Annotated in this window: 17 protein-coding genes and 1 tRNA gene; 11 read left to right on the forward strand and 7 right to left on the reverse strand. The window is 31.2% G+C overall.

Translation table 11 applies throughout. From position 1 onward, the window contains the following. Nucleotides 1-41: 41 nt before the first annotated feature. Genes JOC70_RS17325 through JOC70_RS17335 form a run of 3 tightly spaced genes read left to right on the forward strand, consistent with a single transcriptional unit; the run spans nucleotide 42 to nucleotide 2,819 of the window. On the forward strand, nucleotides 42-1,151 hold the full coding sequence (locus JOC70_RS17325) for an ABC transporter ATP-binding protein (protein WP_204600134.1): 1,110 nt from the start codon (nucleotides 42-44) through the stop codon (nucleotides 1,149-1,151). 13 nt (nucleotides 1,152-1,164) lie between these two features. Further along, nucleotides 1,165-2,103, forward strand: a complete 939-nt coding sequence (locus JOC70_RS19570) for a helix-turn-helix domain-containing protein (RefSeq protein WP_204600135.1) — start codon at nucleotides 1,165-1,167, stop codon at nucleotides 2,101-2,103. Between the two features lie 14 nt (nucleotides 2,104-2,117). Then, complete coding sequence (locus tag JOC70_RS17335; RefSeq protein WP_204600136.1) at nucleotides 2,118-2,819, forward strand: 2-phosphosulfolactate phosphatase family protein; 702 nt, start codon at nucleotides 2,118-2,120, stop codon at nucleotides 2,817-2,819. A 118-nt stretch (nucleotides 2,820-2,937) separates the two neighbouring features. Here the strand turns inward: JOC70_RS17335 and JOC70_RS17340 are convergent, their stop codons facing one another. From JOC70_RS17340 to murC, 7 genes are all read right to left on the reverse strand, one after another. Continuing rightward, the gene (locus JOC70_RS17340; protein WP_204600137.1) at nucleotides 2,938-4,113 is read right to left on the reverse strand and encodes a class I SAM-dependent rRNA methyltransferase; all 1,176 of its coding nucleotides are present in this window, start codon (nucleotides 4,111-4,113) and stop codon (nucleotides 2,938-2,940) included. Between the two features lie 78 nt (nucleotides 4,114-4,191). Then, entirely contained in the window at nucleotides 4,192-4,542 is a 351-nt protein-coding gene (locus tag JOC70_RS17345; protein WP_204600138.1) for a hypothetical protein, read from the reverse strand. Nucleotides 4,543-4,723: 181 nt separating this feature from the next. Beyond that, complete coding sequence (locus tag JOC70_RS17350; protein WP_204600139.1) at nucleotides 4,724-5,377, reverse strand: HAD family hydrolase; 654 nt, start codon at nucleotides 5,375-5,377, stop codon at nucleotides 4,724-4,726. 68 nt (nucleotides 5,378-5,445) lie between these two features. After that, entirely contained in the window at nucleotides 5,446-6,789 is a 1,344-nt protein-coding gene (locus JOC70_RS17355; RefSeq protein WP_204600140.1) for a [Fe-Fe] hydrogenase large subunit C-terminal domain-containing protein, read from the reverse strand. Between the two features lie 175 nt (nucleotides 6,790-6,964). Beyond that, nucleotides 6,965-7,040 (reverse strand) — tRNA-Pro (locus tag JOC70_RS17360). A 98-nt stretch (nucleotides 7,041-7,138) separates the two neighbouring features. Continuing rightward, nucleotides 7,139-7,450, reverse strand: a complete 312-nt coding sequence (locus JOC70_RS17365) for a hypothetical protein (RefSeq protein ID WP_204600141.1) — start codon at nucleotides 7,448-7,450, stop codon at nucleotides 7,139-7,141. A gap of 72 nt (nucleotides 7,451-7,522) precedes the next feature. Continuing rightward, on the reverse strand, nucleotides 7,523-8,899 hold the full coding sequence (murC, locus tag JOC70_RS17370; protein ID WP_204600142.1) for a UDP-N-acetylmuramate--L-alanine ligase: 1,377 nt from the start codon (nucleotides 8,897-8,899) through the stop codon (nucleotides 7,523-7,525). Between the two features lie 185 nt (nucleotides 8,900-9,084). Between murC and purR the strand changes: the two genes are divergently transcribed. From purR to pth, 8 genes are all read left to right on the forward strand, one after another. Further along, nucleotides 9,085-9,903: a pur operon repressor gene (gene purR, locus JOC70_RS17375; RefSeq protein WP_204600143.1), complete on the forward strand. Its 819-nt coding sequence runs from the start codon at nucleotides 9,085-9,087 to the stop codon at nucleotides 9,901-9,903. 97 nt (nucleotides 9,904-10,000) lie between these two features. Further along, nucleotides 10,001-10,285 carry a septation regulator SpoVG gene (gene spoVG / locus JOC70_RS17380; RefSeq protein ID WP_035306851.1) on the forward strand — a complete coding sequence of 95 codons (285 nt, stop codon included), beginning with the start codon at nucleotides 10,001-10,003 and terminating at the stop codon, nucleotides 10,283-10,285. 154 nt (nucleotides 10,286-10,439) lie between these two features. Beyond that, nucleotides 10,440-11,810 carry a bifunctional UDP-N-acetylglucosamine diphosphorylase/glucosamine-1-phosphate N-acetyltransferase GlmU gene (gene glmU, locus JOC70_RS17385; RefSeq protein WP_204600144.1) on the forward strand — a complete coding sequence of 457 codons (1,371 nt, stop codon included), beginning with the start codon at nucleotides 10,440-10,442 and terminating at the stop codon, nucleotides 11,808-11,810. Nucleotides 11,811-11,829: 19 nt separating this feature from the next. Next, nucleotides 11,830-12,789, forward strand: a complete 960-nt coding sequence (locus JOC70_RS17390; protein WP_204600145.1) for a ribose-phosphate diphosphokinase — start codon at nucleotides 11,830-11,832, stop codon at nucleotides 12,787-12,789. 178 nt (nucleotides 12,790-12,967) lie between these two features. Beyond that, nucleotides 12,968-13,654, forward strand: coding sequence for a response regulator transcription factor (locus tag JOC70_RS17395; RefSeq protein WP_204600170.1), 687 nt, complete (start codon nucleotides 12,968-12,970; stop codon nucleotides 13,652-13,654). A 3-nt stretch (nucleotides 13,655-13,657) separates the two neighbouring features. Further along, nucleotides 13,658-15,073 (forward strand): sensor histidine kinase, encoded by a 1,416-nt coding sequence (locus tag JOC70_RS17400; protein ID WP_204600146.1) that lies wholly within the window; start codon nucleotides 13,658-13,660, stop codon nucleotides 15,071-15,073. A gap of 72 nt (nucleotides 15,074-15,145) precedes the next feature. Then, nucleotides 15,146-16,291 (forward strand): S1C family serine protease, encoded by a 1,146-nt coding sequence (locus tag JOC70_RS17405; RefSeq protein WP_204600147.1) that lies wholly within the window; start codon nucleotides 15,146-15,148, stop codon nucleotides 16,289-16,291. A gap of 128 nt (nucleotides 16,292-16,419) precedes the next feature. Next, nucleotides 16,420-16,983 (forward strand): aminoacyl-tRNA hydrolase, encoded by a 564-nt coding sequence (pth, locus tag JOC70_RS17410; protein WP_204600148.1) that lies wholly within the window; start codon nucleotides 16,420-16,422, stop codon nucleotides 16,981-16,983. The last annotated feature ends 3 nt before the right edge of the window (nucleotides 16,984-16,986 follow it).

Raw genomic sequence — 16,986 nt, forward strand, 5'->3', positions numbered from 1 at the left:
GGTAAAATGTTATATATTGAAAGTTATTAGGAGGGGATTATATGTCTAGTCTATCATTAAAACATATGTATAAAGTTTACCCAGGCAATGTTACAGCAGTAAGAGATTTTAACTTAGATATAAATGACAAGGAATTTATAGTGTTTGTAGGACCTTCAGGATGTGGTAAGTCTACAACTTTAAGAATGGTAGCGGGACTGGAAGAAATAAGTGAGGGAGAATTATATATAGAAGATAAACTTGTAAATGATACAGCTCCTAAGGATAGAGATATAGCAATGGTATTTCAAAATTATGCACTTTACCCACATATGACTGTATATGATAATATGGCATTTGGCCTTAAGCTTAGAAAAGTTCCTAAAAGCGAGATAGATGAAAAGGTTAAGGAAGCAGCGAGAATACTTGATATTGAGCATCTATTAAATAGAAAGCCGAAGGCATTATCAGGTGGACAAAGACAAAGGGTTGCTATGGGAAGGGCAATAGTAAGAAACCCTAAAGTATTTTTAATGGACGAGCCTTTATCTAATTTAGATGCAAAGCTTAGAGTTCAAATGAGAACAGAAATAGCAAAGCTGCATAAAAAGTTACAAACTACGTTTATATATGTAACTCATGACCAAACAGAAGCCATGACTTTAGGTACGCGAATAGTGGTAATGAAAGATGGTATAATACAGCAAGTTGATAATCCCCAAAACATATATGAGCATCCAGTAAATATGTTTGTAGCAGGATTTATAGGAAGTCCTCAAATGAATTTTATAGATTCTAAGCTTGAGGAAATTGAAGGCAGTGCCTATGTAGTATTTGGACAAGATAAAGTACTATTGCCTCAAGATAAAGCTAAAATAATAAAAGATAGAGGATATATAGGCAAAGAAGTGGTTATGGGTATAAGACCAGAACACTTAAGTGATAAAGAGGAACTAATTAAAACTTACCAAGATTCAGTATTTTCTGCTGATGTAGAAGTAACAGAACTTATGGGTGCAGAAACTTATTTATATTTAAGTAAGGAAAATCACAGTTTTACTGCAAGAGTAAATGGTTCATCAAAATCAAAATCAGGAGATAAAGTAACCATTGCGGTATTACCTCAAAATATACACTTGTTTGATAAAGAGAGCGAATTAACAATATTTTAGGGGGTAGTTAAAGGTGCATAATATAGATAGTTTTTTAGTAGAGCTTTCTAATGGGTCAAATATTAAATTTAATTTTTACTGTAAGACAATGGGGGTATCTTTTATTGGTATTACTAATAAAACACGTCTGATGAGCATAGAATTGAATTTATCTGATAATAGGGCCGTATTAGAGCTAGACGAGAAAAACTACATGTATGCACCTTTACTTAAATTTACAATAGAATATAACTTAAGAGAAGTTAGTAATAAAACAGAAAATTTATTAAGAGAAATTTTAATTGGAAATGATATTCGAGAAGAAGATGCAAGAAAAGTGATTCCATACATATTTAATAATAGTTCGTTGTTAGTATTTGATGTAATAGATAAGTATAAAGAGGTCTTAGCAATTATAAAAGAAACATATAATAGTGAAGATGTAATTTCTATATACCATGAAGGCAATGTTATAGTTTTGGGAAATTTCGAAGACATTGTGGAGCATGCAGAAAGTATAAGAAATTCCATTATAATGGAATTATATTGTGATTGTGCAGTGAGTGTTGGGGTAAATATAAGAAGTATTCTTTCTTTAAAGAGGGCTTATAGTAATGGAAAAAAAACGTTATACTTAAAAAAGAAATTTCAAGTTCCAGAAGGTGTATTATTTAGTGACAAGTTATTTTTCGAGGAAATAGTTAATGCTATTTCAACAAATATGAAAAATGAAATAAAAGAAATGTTTAAAAATAAATTCGATAATTTAGATAAAGAAATAATTATTACTATAGAAGAGTTTATAAACTGTGGTTTGAATATAAGCGATACTGCAAAAAATCTTTATATACATAGGAACACTCTAATATATAGGCTAGATAAAATATATAAAGATACAAATTTTGATTTGAGAAATTTCAAGGATGCAATAGTTTTTTATGTAGTATTCCTACTTTGGAAAGAAAGAGTTTAGATAGAGGTGTTAAAATGAAGGTGGACTTAATAATATCAGCAGATGATATAAAAAGAGAGAAAGTTGTTGATAAATCCGTAGTGGTTATAGATATGTTAAGAGCCACTTCGGTTATAGTAACAGCAATAAATAATGGATGTAATAAGGTTATTCCAGTGGTTTCAATAGAAGAAGCATTAAATATAGTAAATAAGGCTAAAGAAAGACATATACTTGGTGGAGAGAGAAAGGCCTTGAAAATAGAAGGATTTGATTGTTCTAACTCTCCTCTAGAATATACATGTGAGATGGTCAAAGATAAAGTGATTGTAATAACTACTAGTAATGGAACTAGAGCAATTAAAGGAAGTGAGGGAGCAAGGAATATATTGATAGGAGCGTTAATAAATGCTAAGGCTGTAGCAGAAAAGCTCATAGAATTAAATAATGATATAGTATTAGTAAATGCAGGAACTTATGGAGAGTTTTCTATAGATGATTTCTTATGTAGTGGGTACATAATAGAATGCCTAATTAAGAACTTAGATGTAGAGCTAACTGATATAGCTAAAACAGCCCATTATTTATATAAGGCAAACCCCAACTTAGAGTTCATAGAAAATGCAAGCCACTTTAAGAGGATAAAAGAACTGAACTTAGAAGAAGATTTAATATACTGTTGTAAAAAAGATATAATAGACATAGTTCCTGAGTATGCAGATGAGGTAATACTATAAAAATGCTAAGCGTTTTTATAGTAGCCAGTTATCAGTAACCAGTGGCCAGCTATAAATGTTTTGCAAAGCAAAATTACATTTTACTGGATGCTGGTTACTAGCATACTGGATACTGATATTATACTACTTGGAATATATAAAATTTAAGATAATAGGATTCATCGGAATTCCATAGTATAGGGTGGTCAGAAGACTGAGTTCTAAATTCTACTTGGCGTAAAGTTCTTCTTGCATCCTTTGCAGCATCTGCTATGGTTTCCTTAAATAACTCTGGATTCATAAAATGAGAGCAGGAACAAGTCATAAAGAAACCACCAGGTTTAACCATTTTTATTCCTCTCAAGTTAATTTCTTTATATCCTCTTACTGCACCATCTATAGTGGAGCGGGATTTTGTGAAGGCAGGGGGATCTAATATAACTACATCATATTTTCTTCCTTCTTTTGCCCATTTGCTTAAAACATCAAAAGCATTATGACATTCAAACTTTACTATATCTGAAAGACCATTAAGTTCTGCATTTTTAGTGGCATCCTTTATAGCCAGTTCGGATATATCCAAGCCAAGTACGCTTTTAGCCCCAGCAATGCCGGCATTAAGCGCAAAGGAACCTGTATGAGTAAAACAATCTAATACATCTGCACCCTTACAAAGTTTATGTATTGCATTTCTATTTTCCTTTTGATCAAGGAAAAATCCTGTCTTTTGACCATTTTCTAAGTCGACGTGATATTTGACTCCATTTTCTGTTATTATTACATTAGTGTCAAAAGGTTCTGTAAGAAATCCCTTTGTTTGTTCCATTCCTTCTAATTCGCGGACTCTAACGTCACTTCTTTCATATATTCCCTTTGCTCCATATTCTTCTTTCAATATGTTCACTATTATATCTTTATATTTATCTATACCTAAGGCAAGTGATTGTATCACATAATAATCCTCATATTTATCTATTATAAGTCCTGGTAAAAAGTCTGCTTCACCAAATACAAATCTGCAACTAGAAGTATCTATTACTTTTTTTCTATATTCCCATGCATTTTTTATCCTTTTTCTAAAGAAATCTTCATCTATTTCCTCATTGATATCTCTAGTCATTATACGTATAGCAATTTTTGATGCATCATTTATATAACCTTTGCCTATAAATTCATTTCTAAAATTATAAACTTCTATAATATCACCATTTACGTATTCTCCATCATAGCCTTCAATTTCATTAGAATATATCCAAGGATGACCTGCCTCAGATTTTCTTCCGCGACCTTTATATAAATAAAACTTACTTGCCATTAAAAAACCTCCTTGATATTTAATACTTTTGTAGTATACCATAATGAATAGTACAATAATATAACTACTCTATAAAAATTATAGAGTAGTTATATCAGTTATAATGTCTAGGTTATCTTCCGTGATCCAGCATATGGATGATTCTAAAATCCATCCTTTATTATTAATTTTTTCCTCTTGAGGGAAGAAGACTTCAAGCCAAAGAGTATCATGTATTTCTCCCATGTCTACCACATTTATTATGGTTTCTGGATTTAAAGTGAAGAGTACAGGGGAGTCATTTAAAGGTGATAGATGAATATAAGTAAAACTTTTAATTTTTACTTTAGAGTAAATAGGTGTCTTGTATTTTATTACTATAGTATTTAAAGCCTTATCTTCTGCATTACAGGATTCCTTAAGCTCTTCATATTGCTTCTTAAGTACCATTATCTGCCTTTTTTGAATATAAACTTTATTATTAAAGTAATAGGAAATATAAAGTGATAGACATAGAAGAATTATAAATAGAAAGGCAAACATATGGGCCTCCATATAATTATTTATAATTATATTTTATTCATGTAAGTTTTTTATATACAAAAAACTCGTGACTTTGCACGAGTTTTTATTAAACAGCTTCAGTTAAGTCGTCATATTTATATATATATAAGTCTGCTAAAGACATTAGCTCTTCCTTTTGAGGTTCAGCATATAAATCATGAACTGCGACTACTTTCATTCCAGCAGCTTTAGCACCTATTACTGCAGGAAGTATATCTTCGAATACAATACAGCTATCAGGAGACACTTTGAGTCTTTCTGCACAAAGCAGGTATACATCTGGAAAGTTCTTGCCCCTTGAAACTTCACCAGTAGTGGTGATGCAGTCAAAGTAATCATATATACCTGTGCTTTTCAAGGCAGCCTGTAGTAACATATCACAATTGCTTGTAGCTAGACCAATCTTAATATTATTAGATTTAAGTAGTGTCAAAAATTCCTTGGCTCCAGGTTTAAGAGTTACATCATTGATGTATTGACTTAGGGCCATATTATTCCACTCATCTGTTATTTCTTCTATGGAAGATTCAATAGAAAATCTGTCTTTAAAATACTGCGCAGTTTGACTAAAACTTAAATGCTCTATATTTTCTTTTAAATCCGAAGGAATAGTTATATTATGTTTTTTTAGGTATTCTACATCTATATTATTCCATATCCACATGGAATCAATCAGAGTACCATCCATATCAAATATAGCAGCCTTAATATTCTTAAACATTTATTTCATCCTTTCTACAATAGTTTTATAGTAATCCTATTATAGCATGAAGTAATGAAATATATCATTTAAAATTCACGTTCAAATATTCTTATCTTAACGGTGTCTTTAAAATCCTCTATTGAGTTTATATTTATTCTTTGAAGCATTGCATCCATACATTTACTATCTACAGCTACTTTAATCTCTGATTTATCTGCAAAACTGTTTACGAGTTCTCTACCTTGTTCGTGGGGAAGCAATGCTTTAGGCCCACCAACACATCCACCAACACAACCCATTCCTTCAATAAAATTAGCTGTAAATTCTCCATCCTTTAATTTATTAAGTAATTCTTTACATTCACGTACTCCATTGCCTTGAACAGTTTTTAAGTATTTATATTTTTCGGGAAATAGTCTCTCTATGGCCTCGCCTACAGCAAGAGATACTCCTCCTGTACGTGCATATAACCTACCTCCACGAGAAGCATACTCAGAGCATTCATCTTCCTCTAGCTCATTGGGATTTATACCTAGTGCATCAAATATATCCTTTACTTCTGAAAAGGTAAGTACGAAATCAATGGCACCTTCTATATCTTTTTCACGTGCCTCTGCTTTTTTAGCAATACAAGGACCTACAAATACCACTTTACAATCCGGATTTATTGCTTTTAAAACTCTGCCAGATGCAATCATAGGAGATACAGATGGAGAAACATGTTTAACTAAATCAGCATAGACTTTTCTAAGCATTCCTACCCACATAGGACAACAGCATGAAGTAATCATAAAATCTTTTTCATCTCGCACAAAATGGTCGTATTCTACAGCCTCTTTTAATGTGAGCATATCTGCAAAGAATGCAGTTTCAACCATATCTGAAAACCCCATTTTTTTAAAGGCTGTTCTAAGCTTATGTATTGTTACGCCTTCACCAAATTGTCCTACAATAGCAGGAGCAACACTAACAATTACTGGGGCACCATTCTTTAGTAAGCTAATTAAAGGAATAAACTCAGAGTTGTCTAATATGGTTCCTTCAGGACAACTGTCTATACACATACCGCAATCCAAGCACAATTCATCATTTATGTATATTTTCTTATTTATACTATCTGAAAGAATAGCACTAATAGGACAGGCTTGTTGACAGAGACAATCATCTGGATTTTTACAATCATCTATACAGTCTTCTATTTTAAATATCACTTTTTGGGAAGGAGAATAGTTTTCTATAGCTTTTGTAAGATTATCTATATAATTATCATCAAATTTTACTTCTACACCACACAATGAAGCTATGACTTTACCTAATTTATCCCTATTAACTTCAGGATTAGAAAACAAACTATTAATTTCAGCTTTTAAGTTTCCTTCATAGTGAGCTTTTATTAGTTTCTTAAATAAATCTTGATAGGACTTGTGCATTAATAAACACCCCTTTATATATGTAGTTAATGATGCTTTTATAATAATATAAAATAAATGAATAATATTTAGTATTATTCACTTAATGGATAGAATTTATTTATTAATTACATACAAGGTATAAAATAGAAAGTATTTTGATAATAAAAAAAAGGACTACCATTTGGTAGTCCTTTGGTCGGGGTGACAGGGATTGAACCTGCGACCTCATGGTCCCAAACCACGCGCGCTCCCATCTGCGCTACACCCCGATAACAAAATATATTATAAAAGAAATTTTGAAAAATTTCAAGAAGTAATTTCATTAAAAAAGAAAATTGGTGCAGACCAACTTTCTTTTTTAATGAAATTACTTCTTCTCTTTATCACCTATACCTCGAGTAGGAACTAGTGACATGACAAATCCAACTAATATAGAAACTAAAGCAGGTGCTATCACATTTATATAAGCAATAAATCTTGTCTTATAAAGGACTAATGCACTAATGCCTGTTATTGCTACAGTTATTATAAAAATCAATATTACAAATTTAGCAAATGAACTAAAGATTTTTTCATATATTTTATGGCGAGTAGGTCCACTTATTAGTTTCTTAAATAAAAAGTAAGATATAAATATCAATACTATGTTTACAGCAGTAGAAATTAAAAAATTTCTCACGAAAAACACCTCCTAGTACTGTTATATTTATTGTTACCAGCTTAGAGGTGTTTTACACTTTTTATTTTTTAATTATTTATTTAAAAAATCTTCTCCGATTTTGTATACATCTCCTGCACCAACTGTTAACACTAAATCTCCTTCATTTAAAGAATCATTTAGGTAAGTTAATATTTCTTTAAAGCTATGAAAGTTTTTGCAGTTTAAATTCTTTAACCTTAATGCATCACCAAGCATTAAAGAACTCACTATCCCGGTATCTTTTTCTCTTGCTGCATAAATGTCTGCTAAGATTATTTCATCTGCATCATAAAAGCATTCAGTGAATTCGTTAAATAAGGTTATAGTTCTTGTATAAGTATGGGGTTGAAAAATACATATAACTTTATTGTGAGGATAATTTTTAGCAGCTTTTAGTGTAGCTTTGATTTCTGTAGGATGATGCGCATAATCATCTATAACTGTAATACCATTTTTAGTGCCTTTAAGTTCAAATCTTCTATGAGCGCCACCAAAACTTTCAATTCCAAGTTTTATATTTTCATAAGATATATCAAGTATAAGTGCTATGCATATACTTGATAGGGAATTTAAAAGATTGTGTTTGCCGGGGACATTTAAGTTTACTGAAAATAATTTATTGTTATTTTGAAATACATCGAAAGATGCACAAGCTCTTTCGTTATAAGTTATATTTTTAGCAATTATGTCACCCTTGTCTATTCCGTAAGTTAATATATTAGCATTACAAGCATGTAACACTGGTTCCATATGAGGATCCTCGGCATAAGCAACTAAGTAACCTTCTTGAGGGATAAGCTTTGCAAATTTTACAAATGTATCTTGTATATCTTGTATATCTTTGTAGTAATCTAAGTGGTCAGCATCGATATTTAGGATTGTACCTATATAAGGATAAAACTTTAAAAATGAAGCTTTATACTCACAAGCCTCTGTTATAAAATATTCGCTTTTTCCTGTTCGTACGTTTCCGTTTATAATATCTAAATCCCCACCAACCAATATAGTAGGATCTAAATCAGCCTTTAGACATATGTGGGTTATCATGGATGTAGTTGTAGTTTTACCATGAGTTCCAGATATAGCTATATTGTACTTATGACCTTTCATAAGTTTTCCCAAAAACTCTGCTCTATCCATTAAAGGTATATTAAGTTCTTTTGCTTTTAGAATTTCTGGATTATCTTCAGAAATCGCTGCAGTATATACTATCAAGCCTGCATGTTCAACATTTTTTGATTCATGACCTATATAAACTTTTGCACCTATGGATTCAAGTTTGTCAGTTATATTAGATTTATTCATATCTGATCCTGATACAATATAATTTTTTTCTAAAAGTATCTCAGCGAGACCGCTCATACTTATTCCACCTATACCTATAAAATGTATAGGTTTGTCTTTGTATTTTTCTAAATCAAGTAGCAATTTGCTCAACTCCTCGTAAATTTCATTCCATCTAATAATTATATACAAAAAAGCATTAAAAAAACACTTAAAAAATTTTTTATTTTTACTATATCATTGATTATATTCTATTTTTAGAATAGAATATGAATAATAGGAAATATTTAATAAAGAATAATCGTAATTAATATAGTTAGGTGATATATATGGAAAAATTTACACGAAATCAAAGAATTTCTGCTATTACTAAAATACTTATAGAAAATCCCAATAAGATAATAAACTTGAATAGATTTACTGAAATGTTTAATGCTGCGAAATCCACTGTAAGTGAAGATTTAATTGCAATAAAGGAAATTTTATTAAAGCTTTCGCTAGGGAAAATAGAAACTATACCAGGGGCAGCTGGTGGAGTAAGATACATAGGAGGAGTTTCTGAGGAAGAAAGCCTAAGATTTGCTGAAGAATTATGCATGATTTTAAAAGATAGAGAAAGAATAATACCAGGGAATTTTCTCTACGTTACAGATTTAATGTTTAATCCAGATGTAATTAGCAAAGCTGGAAAAATATTAGCATCTTCATTTAATAATAAAGGTGTAAATTATGTAGTGACTGTAGAAACCAAAGGTATTCCGTTAGCTTATGAAGTGGCTAAAATGCTTGGGGTTCAATTAGTAGTTGTGAGAAGAGAAAACAAGGTAACTGAAGGGCCAACTGTTAGTATAAATTATGTATCAGGTTCTACTAATAGAATACAAAACATGACCTTGTCTAAAAGAACTATTAATAAGGGAAGTAATTGTATTTTCATTGATGACTTTATGAAAGCTGGTGGAACTGCCCTTGGAATAATGAATTTACTAAAAGAATTTGAAAGCAATTTGGTAGGCATTGGTGTACTTATAGATAATATAGAAATGGATAGGAAGTTAGTAGATAATTATGTATCCATTATTGAGTTTGAAGGATTAGATGGAGAAGATAATGCTATTTTAAATGTATCCAAGAAAATAAAAATGTAAAATATTCTAAAAATTATATATTTTTTTAAAAAATAAGAAGGAAAAATACAAAACGTAGAGAATATTATTATCATAAGCATCGTGGAGGTGGATTTTTATGCAAATTACAGATGTAAGAGTTAGAAAGATTGCCGCTGAAGGTAAAATGAAAGCCATTGTGTCCGTAACTTTTGATAATGAATTTGTTGTACATGATATCAAAGTTATAGAAGGACAAAATGGACTATTTATTGCTATGCCAAGTAGAAAAACCCCAGATGGAGAGTTTAAAGACATAGCTCATCCAATAAATACTCAGACAAGGGAAAAAATACAAAAGTCTATTCTAGATGAGTACGAAAAGGTAAAGGATGAAGCAGTTACTGACGTTACAGAAGAGTAAAAAGGAGGAGTATTAGTACTCCTTTTTATTTTGTCAAATTTTCTGAATATGCCCGGCAATGTTGCAATTGATATGCATATAAAATATAATAATAGGTAAGAAGTTATATTATTATATATAATAATGTAAAAATGTGCCTATAAGAGGTGGTAAAATGTATAATTGTGCTATAATATTAGCTGCTGGTGAAGGAAAAAGAATGAAATCAAGCTTACCAAAGGTACTTCACAAAGTGTGCGGAAAAGAAATGGTTAATCATGTAATAGATACCTTAAAAGAGGCAGAAGTAGATGACATAAATGTAATCGTTGGAAAAGGAGCAGATGAAGTAAAAAATGGAACTTCATCTAGAAAAGTTTCATATTCATTTCAAGATAAGCAGCTAGGGACAGGTCATGCAGTAAAATGCGCAAAGGACTTTTTAAAGGGTAAGGAAGGCACTGTAGCTATATTTACAGGGGATGCCCCACTTATTACATCTAATACAATAGAAAATCTAATTTCTTTCCATGAAAAAAATCAATATAAAGCAACTATACTTACTTCTATTGTGAGTGATCCAACAGGGTATGGAAGAATAATAAGAGAAAAAAATAAAGAAGTAGGGAAAATAGTAGAACATAAGGATTGTAATAAAGAAGAATTAAAAGTAAATGAAATAAATGCAGGTATGTATTGTTTTGATATACATGAACTTTTAGGAAGTTTAGAATTATTGTCAAATAATAATTCTCAAGGAGAATACTACTTAACTGATGTAATTGAAATATTAAAGAGTAAAGGTTTTAAGGTTGGTGCATTACCAGTAGAATTCGAAGAGACTATGGGTGTAAATTCTAGAGTTCAATTATCTGAAGTAGAAAGTATTATGAGAAGAAGAATAAATAATAAACATATGGAAAATGGTGTTACTTTAATAGATCCAAATAACACATATATTGAACCTGGAGTAATAATTGGAAATGACACAATTATTTACCCGGGAAATGTAATTGGAGGAAGTACCATCATAGGTCAAGAATGTATATTATATCCTAATTCTAGAATTCAAAGTAGTATTATTGGCGATAAAGTAACTATACAAAATTCAGTTATACTGGAAAGTAGCATAGGAGAAAATACTACAGTAGGTCCTTTTGCATATATAAGACCAGAAAGTAGAATAGGAAAGTCTGCAAGAATAGGGGATTTCGTAGAAATAAAGAAATCTATTATTGGAGATAATACTAAGGTTTCACACTTAACATACATAGGAGATGCAGAGGTAGGTAGTAAGTGTAATTTTGGATGCGGTACAGTTGTAGTGAATTATGATGGTAGTAAGAAATATAAGACTATTATAGGGAACAATGTATTCATAGGATGTAATACTAACTTAGTAGCACCTATAGAAGTAAAAAGTAATTCTTATATAGCTGCAGGTTCAACAATTACTGAAAATGTACCAGAAGATGCGTTAGCTATTGCCAGAGCAAAACAAGTAAATAAGGAACAATGGGTAATTAAAAAAGGATTTAGTAAATAATTCTAAGGAGGTCTTTCCAATGATAAGCCACGGAAAAAGTATTAAGATTTTTAGCGGTAATTCACATCCACAACTTGCGAGTGATATAGCAGAAATTTTAGGAGTGCCGCTAGGAGATGCAAGTGTAAGTAAATTTAGTGATGGAGAAATATGTGTAGACATCAATGAAACAGTTAGAGGTATAGATGCATTTATAATTCAGTCTACTAATGATCCAGTAAATGATAATTTGATGGAACTTTTAATTATGATAGATGCATTTAAGAGAGCATCAGCAGGAAGAATAACAGCCGTTATTCCTTACTATGGATATGCAAGACAGGACAGAAAAGCTAAAGCTAGAGATCCAATTACTTCAAAACTTGTTGCAGATCTTTTAACTGCAGCAGGAGCAGATAGGGTTTTAACTATGGACTTACATGCAGCCCAAATCCAAGGGTATTTTGATATACCAGTAGATCACTTGTTAGGAGTTCCTATCCTTGGAAAATATTTTGCTCAAAATGGATTTGATCAAAGAGATGATGTTGTAGTTGTTTCTCCAGATTTAGGTAGCGTTACTAGAGCAAGAAAGTTTGCTGATAGAATTCATGCACCAATTGCAATAATAGACAAGAGAAGACCAAAGCCAAATGTATCAGAAATTATGCATATAATCGGAGATATAAAAGATAAAACTTGTATACTAGTCGATGATATGATAGATACAGCAGGAACTATTACTAATGGAGCTAGTGCATTGATGAAAATGGGAGCTAAGGAAGTATACGCTTGTTGTACTCATTCCGTATTATCAGGCCCTGCTATAGAGAGAATAAATGAATCTGTTATAAAAGAATTTATAATGTTAAATACTATAGCCCTTCCTGAAAATAAGAAGAGTGATAAATTTAAGATGTTATCTGTAGCTCCTGTATTTGCAGAAGCTATAAGAAGAATATATGAAGAAATATCAGTAAGTAAATTATTCGAAGAATAGAACTTTGATACTTTTGAGAGGCATATATTACGAGTACTCGTAATATATGCCTCTCAAAATTTATTTAAAAATATAAACTTTAGTAAAGAATTTGTAACAATTTAAATATATACTATTAATAGTGTTATGGTGTATGATAAGTTTAAAATATAAAATAGGGTAGGAGGAGCATAAAATGATGGACGGTAAAATAGCAAAGGTATTGGTAGTGGATGATGATAATAATATTTGTGAAGTTATAAAAATGTACCTGGAAAATGCGGGATATGAAGTTAGGGTAAGCAATGATGGAAAAGAAGCACAGGAAGCCTTTTTAGAGTATAAGCCAGAATTGGTGTTGTTAGATATAATGCTCCCTCATATAGATGGAGTAGATGTACTTAAGTGGATAAGAAAAGATTCTGAAGTTCCTGTAATAATGCTAACGGCAAAAGGGGAGACTTTTGATAAGGTTTTAGGATTAGAACTAGGAGCAGATGATTATATAGTAAAACCCTTTGAACCTAAGGAATTACTTGCGAGAATTAAAGCAGTTCTTAGAAGATATAGTTCGGAAAATGAAAATAAAGAAATATTAAAGTTTGAAGATTTAATAGTTGACAGCAATTCTTATAATGTAATTTACAAGGGTGAGGAAGTAAAAATGCCTCCCAAGGAATTCGAACTTTTACACTACTTGGCAAGTAATAAAAATAGGGTTTTTACAAGAGAGCAACTCCTATGTGAAGTATGGGGATATGATTATCCTGGAGACTCTAGAACTGTAGATGTTCATGTTAAGAGATTGAGAGAAAAACTTCAAGGTGGATTTAATTGGAGCATAGAAACCGTTTGGGGCGTTGGATATAAGTTTGAGGTGAAATAATAAATGAAAAAGGGACTCTTCCCTAAAATGGTAGCTACATTTACGGCTATTATAGCAGTTAGTTTCATAGTAACAGCTGCATTCTTGTCCTATTGGTTTGAGGGCTACTATTTTAATGAAAGAAAAAAACAGTTAACTAACGAATCACAATTTATAGGTGAAAGTGCTATAAAATATTTAGAAGGAAATACTACTCATGAAAGAATTGAGGAGATGATTAGTAATATTGGTAGTTACTTGTCTACTAATATATGGCTTACGGATAACTATGGAATAGTATATAGTGTGTCAAATGATGAGCACAAAAGGATAATAGGGAAACAAGTACTTACAGATGAGTTAAGTGACTTAAGAGAGGGAAAGAATATAGAGAAAAGAGGTATATCATCAGATGTTTTCCATATGCAGGTACACACTTTTATAATTCCAATTTTTCATAACGATGTATTTAAAGGTTCTATAATTATGCATACTTCTCTTAATCAAATTAAAGAGCCGTTGGAGAGGGTTTATGAAATCATATGGCTAGCTGCAGTACTTGCTATAATGGGATCAGGATTTATTATTTACTATTTTTGTCAGAAAATAATTATAAAGCCTCTTGGAAAGATAAACTATGTAGCAGATAAAATTTCTAAGGGCGAAGTGGAAAGAAGGGTACACTTAAACTCTAAAGATGAAATTGGAATTCTTGCAGAATCTTTTAATACCATGGCGGAATCCCTTGAAAAAATTGAAGAAAATAGAAGAGAGTTTATATCTAATGTGTCTCATGAGATAAGAACCCCATTAACTTCTATAAAGGGATTTATAGGTGCCATATTAGATGGGGTTATACCAAGAGAAAAGGAAAGCTACTATCTTTCCTTGGCCCAGGATGAAACTCAAAGACTAACGAGACTTGTGAATGATCTTTTAGATCTTTCTGCAATTGAAGCAGGGGAACTTAAGCTTAATATAGGGGACGTAAACATAAGTGAGATAATAAGGGTTACTATTATAAAATTAGAAAATAAGATAAAAGGAAAAGATTTGAATGTAGAAGTGTATTTAGATGATGAGGATTTACATGTAATAGGTGATAAAGACAGACTTACTCAAGTGGTTACAAATTTAGTAGATAATGCAATAAAGTATTCCAATCAGTCCGGATTAATGCAAGTAAATACTAAAGTTAGAAATAATAAGGTACACGTTTCAATTTATAATAGTGGGCCGCGTATATCTGAAGAGGACATTAAAAACATATGGTCAAGATTTTATAAGGCTGATAAAGCGAGATCCTCTAAAGTTAGTACAGGATTGGGACTTTCTATTGTACGAAGTATATTAACTCAGCTAGGTGAAGATATTTGGGTTAGAAATAAACCTGAAGGAGGAGTAGAATTCACATTTACTTTAAAGTTAAATAAACAATAACATTATGCTATAAAAATGTATGTAAGTAGGAACATATAATAATTATTATATATTTGGAGGGCGTAACTACAGATGGATGATTATAAATATAATGAAGTAACTGATGTGAGTTTTGAAGAGATAGATTCGAGAAATAGTAATATTAAATTTAAAAAGAAGAATAGACACAGTGGTGGGATTTTCATGCTCATTGCAGTAATAGTGATTTCAGCTTTATCTGGAGCAATGGGTGGAGCTTATATAGTTCAGAAATATCAAGCTAATCAAAGTAACAAAGGGAATGCTATAATTCAGCAAACTCGGGTATCCACTAAGGAAGTGCCTAAAAATGCAATAACAAATGTAGCTGAAACTGTAGGACCTGCTGTAGTTGGTATAAATAATAAAGGTGAAACCTTTTGGGGAGATATACAGCAAGGAAGTGGGTCAGGAATAATATTTGAACCTAATGGATATATAGTAACAAATTATCATGTTATAAGTGGAGCATCTAAAGTAACTGTAAAGCTATCTACTGGCAAGGTTTTTTCAGCTAAGTTAGTAGCTGCAGATCAAAGGTCAGATTTAGCAATCATTAAGATAGAGGCAACTAATTTGCCGGTTGCTAAATTTGGAGATTCCTCCAAGGTAAGAGTAGGAGATTTAGCAATTGCTATAGGGAATCCATTAGGAGAAGAATTTGCGGGATCTGTTACATCAGGAATTATAAGTGCACTAAATAGAGAAATGCAATATGATGGAGCTATATATAAGGTATTACAGACAGATGCTGCAATAAATCCAGGTAATAGTGGAGGAGCCCTTTGTAATGAAAATGGAGAGGTAATAGGAATAAATAGTTTAAAGATAGGATCAGAGGCTAATGCAGAGGGCATGGGGTTTGCTATTGCAAGTAATGAGGCTAAATCTATCATTGATTCACTTATGAACTATGGTAAGGTTAAGAGACCTGCGTTAGGTGTAATAGGTCAGGCTGTAAATTATAAAAATGGCGAAGTTAAGGGGTTTTATGTAAGCGAAGTCATTAAGGGTTCAGGAGCTAGCAATGCAGGAATAAAGCCAACAGATATAATAACAGAAGTAGAAAATACTAAAATTAATTCTTATGAGGATTTAGCAGGTGCGTTAGATAAGCATAAAATTGGAGATAATGTATCAATAAAAATATGGAGAAGTGGCAATACTATAACAAAGAACTTAATTCTTTCAGAAATGTAGAAACAAAACTAATAATTAAATAAAACAGGTGATTATTATAATAAAGAGGCTTTAAGGTCTCTTTATTATTTATTTTACCTAGTGTAATATATTTATTAGCGCATTATTTAAATTATGGAGGAAATAACATGTATCTAATAGTTGGACTAGGAAATCCAGGAAGAGAATATGAACACACAAGACATAATGTAGGATTTGATTCTATAGACAAGATAAGCAGTAGGTATAACATAGATTTAAACAGGACAAAATTTAAAGGAATGTATGGAGAAGGTTTTATAAATGGTGAAAAGGTTATTTTACTAAAACCTCTTACATATATGAATTTAAGTGGAGAAAGCGTTGGAGAAATAGCAAACTTTTATAAAATAAAAAGTGAAAATATAATAGTAATATATGATGATGTAGATTTAGAGGTCGGAAGAATTAGAATAAGAAAAAAAGGTAGTTCAGGAGGCCATAATGGTATAAAAAGTATACTTTATCACTTAGCAAATGAAGATTTTATAAGAATAAAATTAGGTGTAGGAAAAGCAGAAAGGGATATGATTTCTCATGTGCTTGGGAAATTTAATGTAGAGAATAGGGAAAAAGTCGAGGGAGTATTAAACTGCACTTTAGATATAGTAGACACGATTATTAAGGAAGGTGCAGACAGTGCCATGAACAAGTATAATAATTTTAAGGCATAGTAG

The organism is Clostridium pascui, assembly GCF_016908015.1.
In the GTDB taxonomy this organism is placed as follows: domain Bacteria; phylum Bacillota; class Clostridia; order Clostridiales; family Clostridiaceae; genus Clostridium_AK; species Clostridium_AK pascui.

Bases quoted from the DNA above. Each gene is read 5' to 3' on its own strand.
- JOC70_RS17340 (WP_204600137.1), bottom strand. From the start codon at position 4,113: ATGGCAAGTAAGTTTTATTTATATAAAGGTCGCGGAAGAAAATCTGAG.
- JOC70_RS17395 (WP_204600170.1), top strand. From the start codon at position 12,968: ATGGACGGTAAAATAGCAAAGGTATTGGTAGTGGATGATGATAATAAT.
- purR (WP_204600143.1), top strand. From the start codon at position 9,085: ATGGAAAAATTTACACGAAATCAAAGAATTTCTGCTATTACTAAAATA.
- pth (WP_204600148.1), top strand. From the start codon at position 16,420: ATGTATCTAATAGTTGGACTAGGAAATCCAGGAAGAGAATATGAACAC.
- spoVG (WP_035306851.1), top strand. From the start codon at position 10,001: ATGCAAATTACAGATGTAAGAGTTAGAAAGATTGCCGCTGAAGGTAAA.
- JOC70_RS17350 (WP_204600139.1), bottom strand. From the start codon at position 5,377: ATGTTTAAGAATATTAAGGCTGCTATATTTGATATGGATGGTACTCTG.
- JOC70_RS17345 (WP_204600138.1), bottom strand. From the start codon at position 4,542: ATGGTACTTAAGAAGCAATATGAAGAGCTTAAGGAATCCTGTAATGCA.
- JOC70_RS17400 (WP_204600146.1), top strand. From the start codon at position 13,658: ATGAAAAAGGGACTCTTCCCTAAAATGGTAGCTACATTTACGGCTATT.
- JOC70_RS17325 (WP_204600134.1), top strand. From the start codon at position 42: ATGTCTAGTCTATCATTAAAACATATGTATAAAGTTTACCCAGGCAAT.
- JOC70_RS17390 (WP_204600145.1), top strand. From the start codon at position 11,830: ATGATAAGCCACGGAAAAAGTATTAAGATTTTTAGCGGTAATTCACAT.
- JOC70_RS17405 (WP_204600147.1), top strand. From the start codon at position 15,146: ATGGATGATTATAAATATAATGAAGTAACTGATGTGAGTTTTGAAGAG.
- JOC70_RS17355 (WP_204600140.1), bottom strand. From the start codon at position 6,789: ATGCACAAGTCCTATCAAGATTTATTTAAGAAACTAATAAAAGCTCAC.
- glmU (WP_204600144.1), top strand. From the start codon at position 10,440: ATGTATAATTGTGCTATAATATTAGCTGCTGGTGAAGGAAAAAGAATG.
- JOC70_RS17335 (WP_204600136.1), top strand. From the start codon at position 2,118: ATGAAGGTGGACTTAATAATATCAGCAGATGATATAAAAAGAGAGAAA.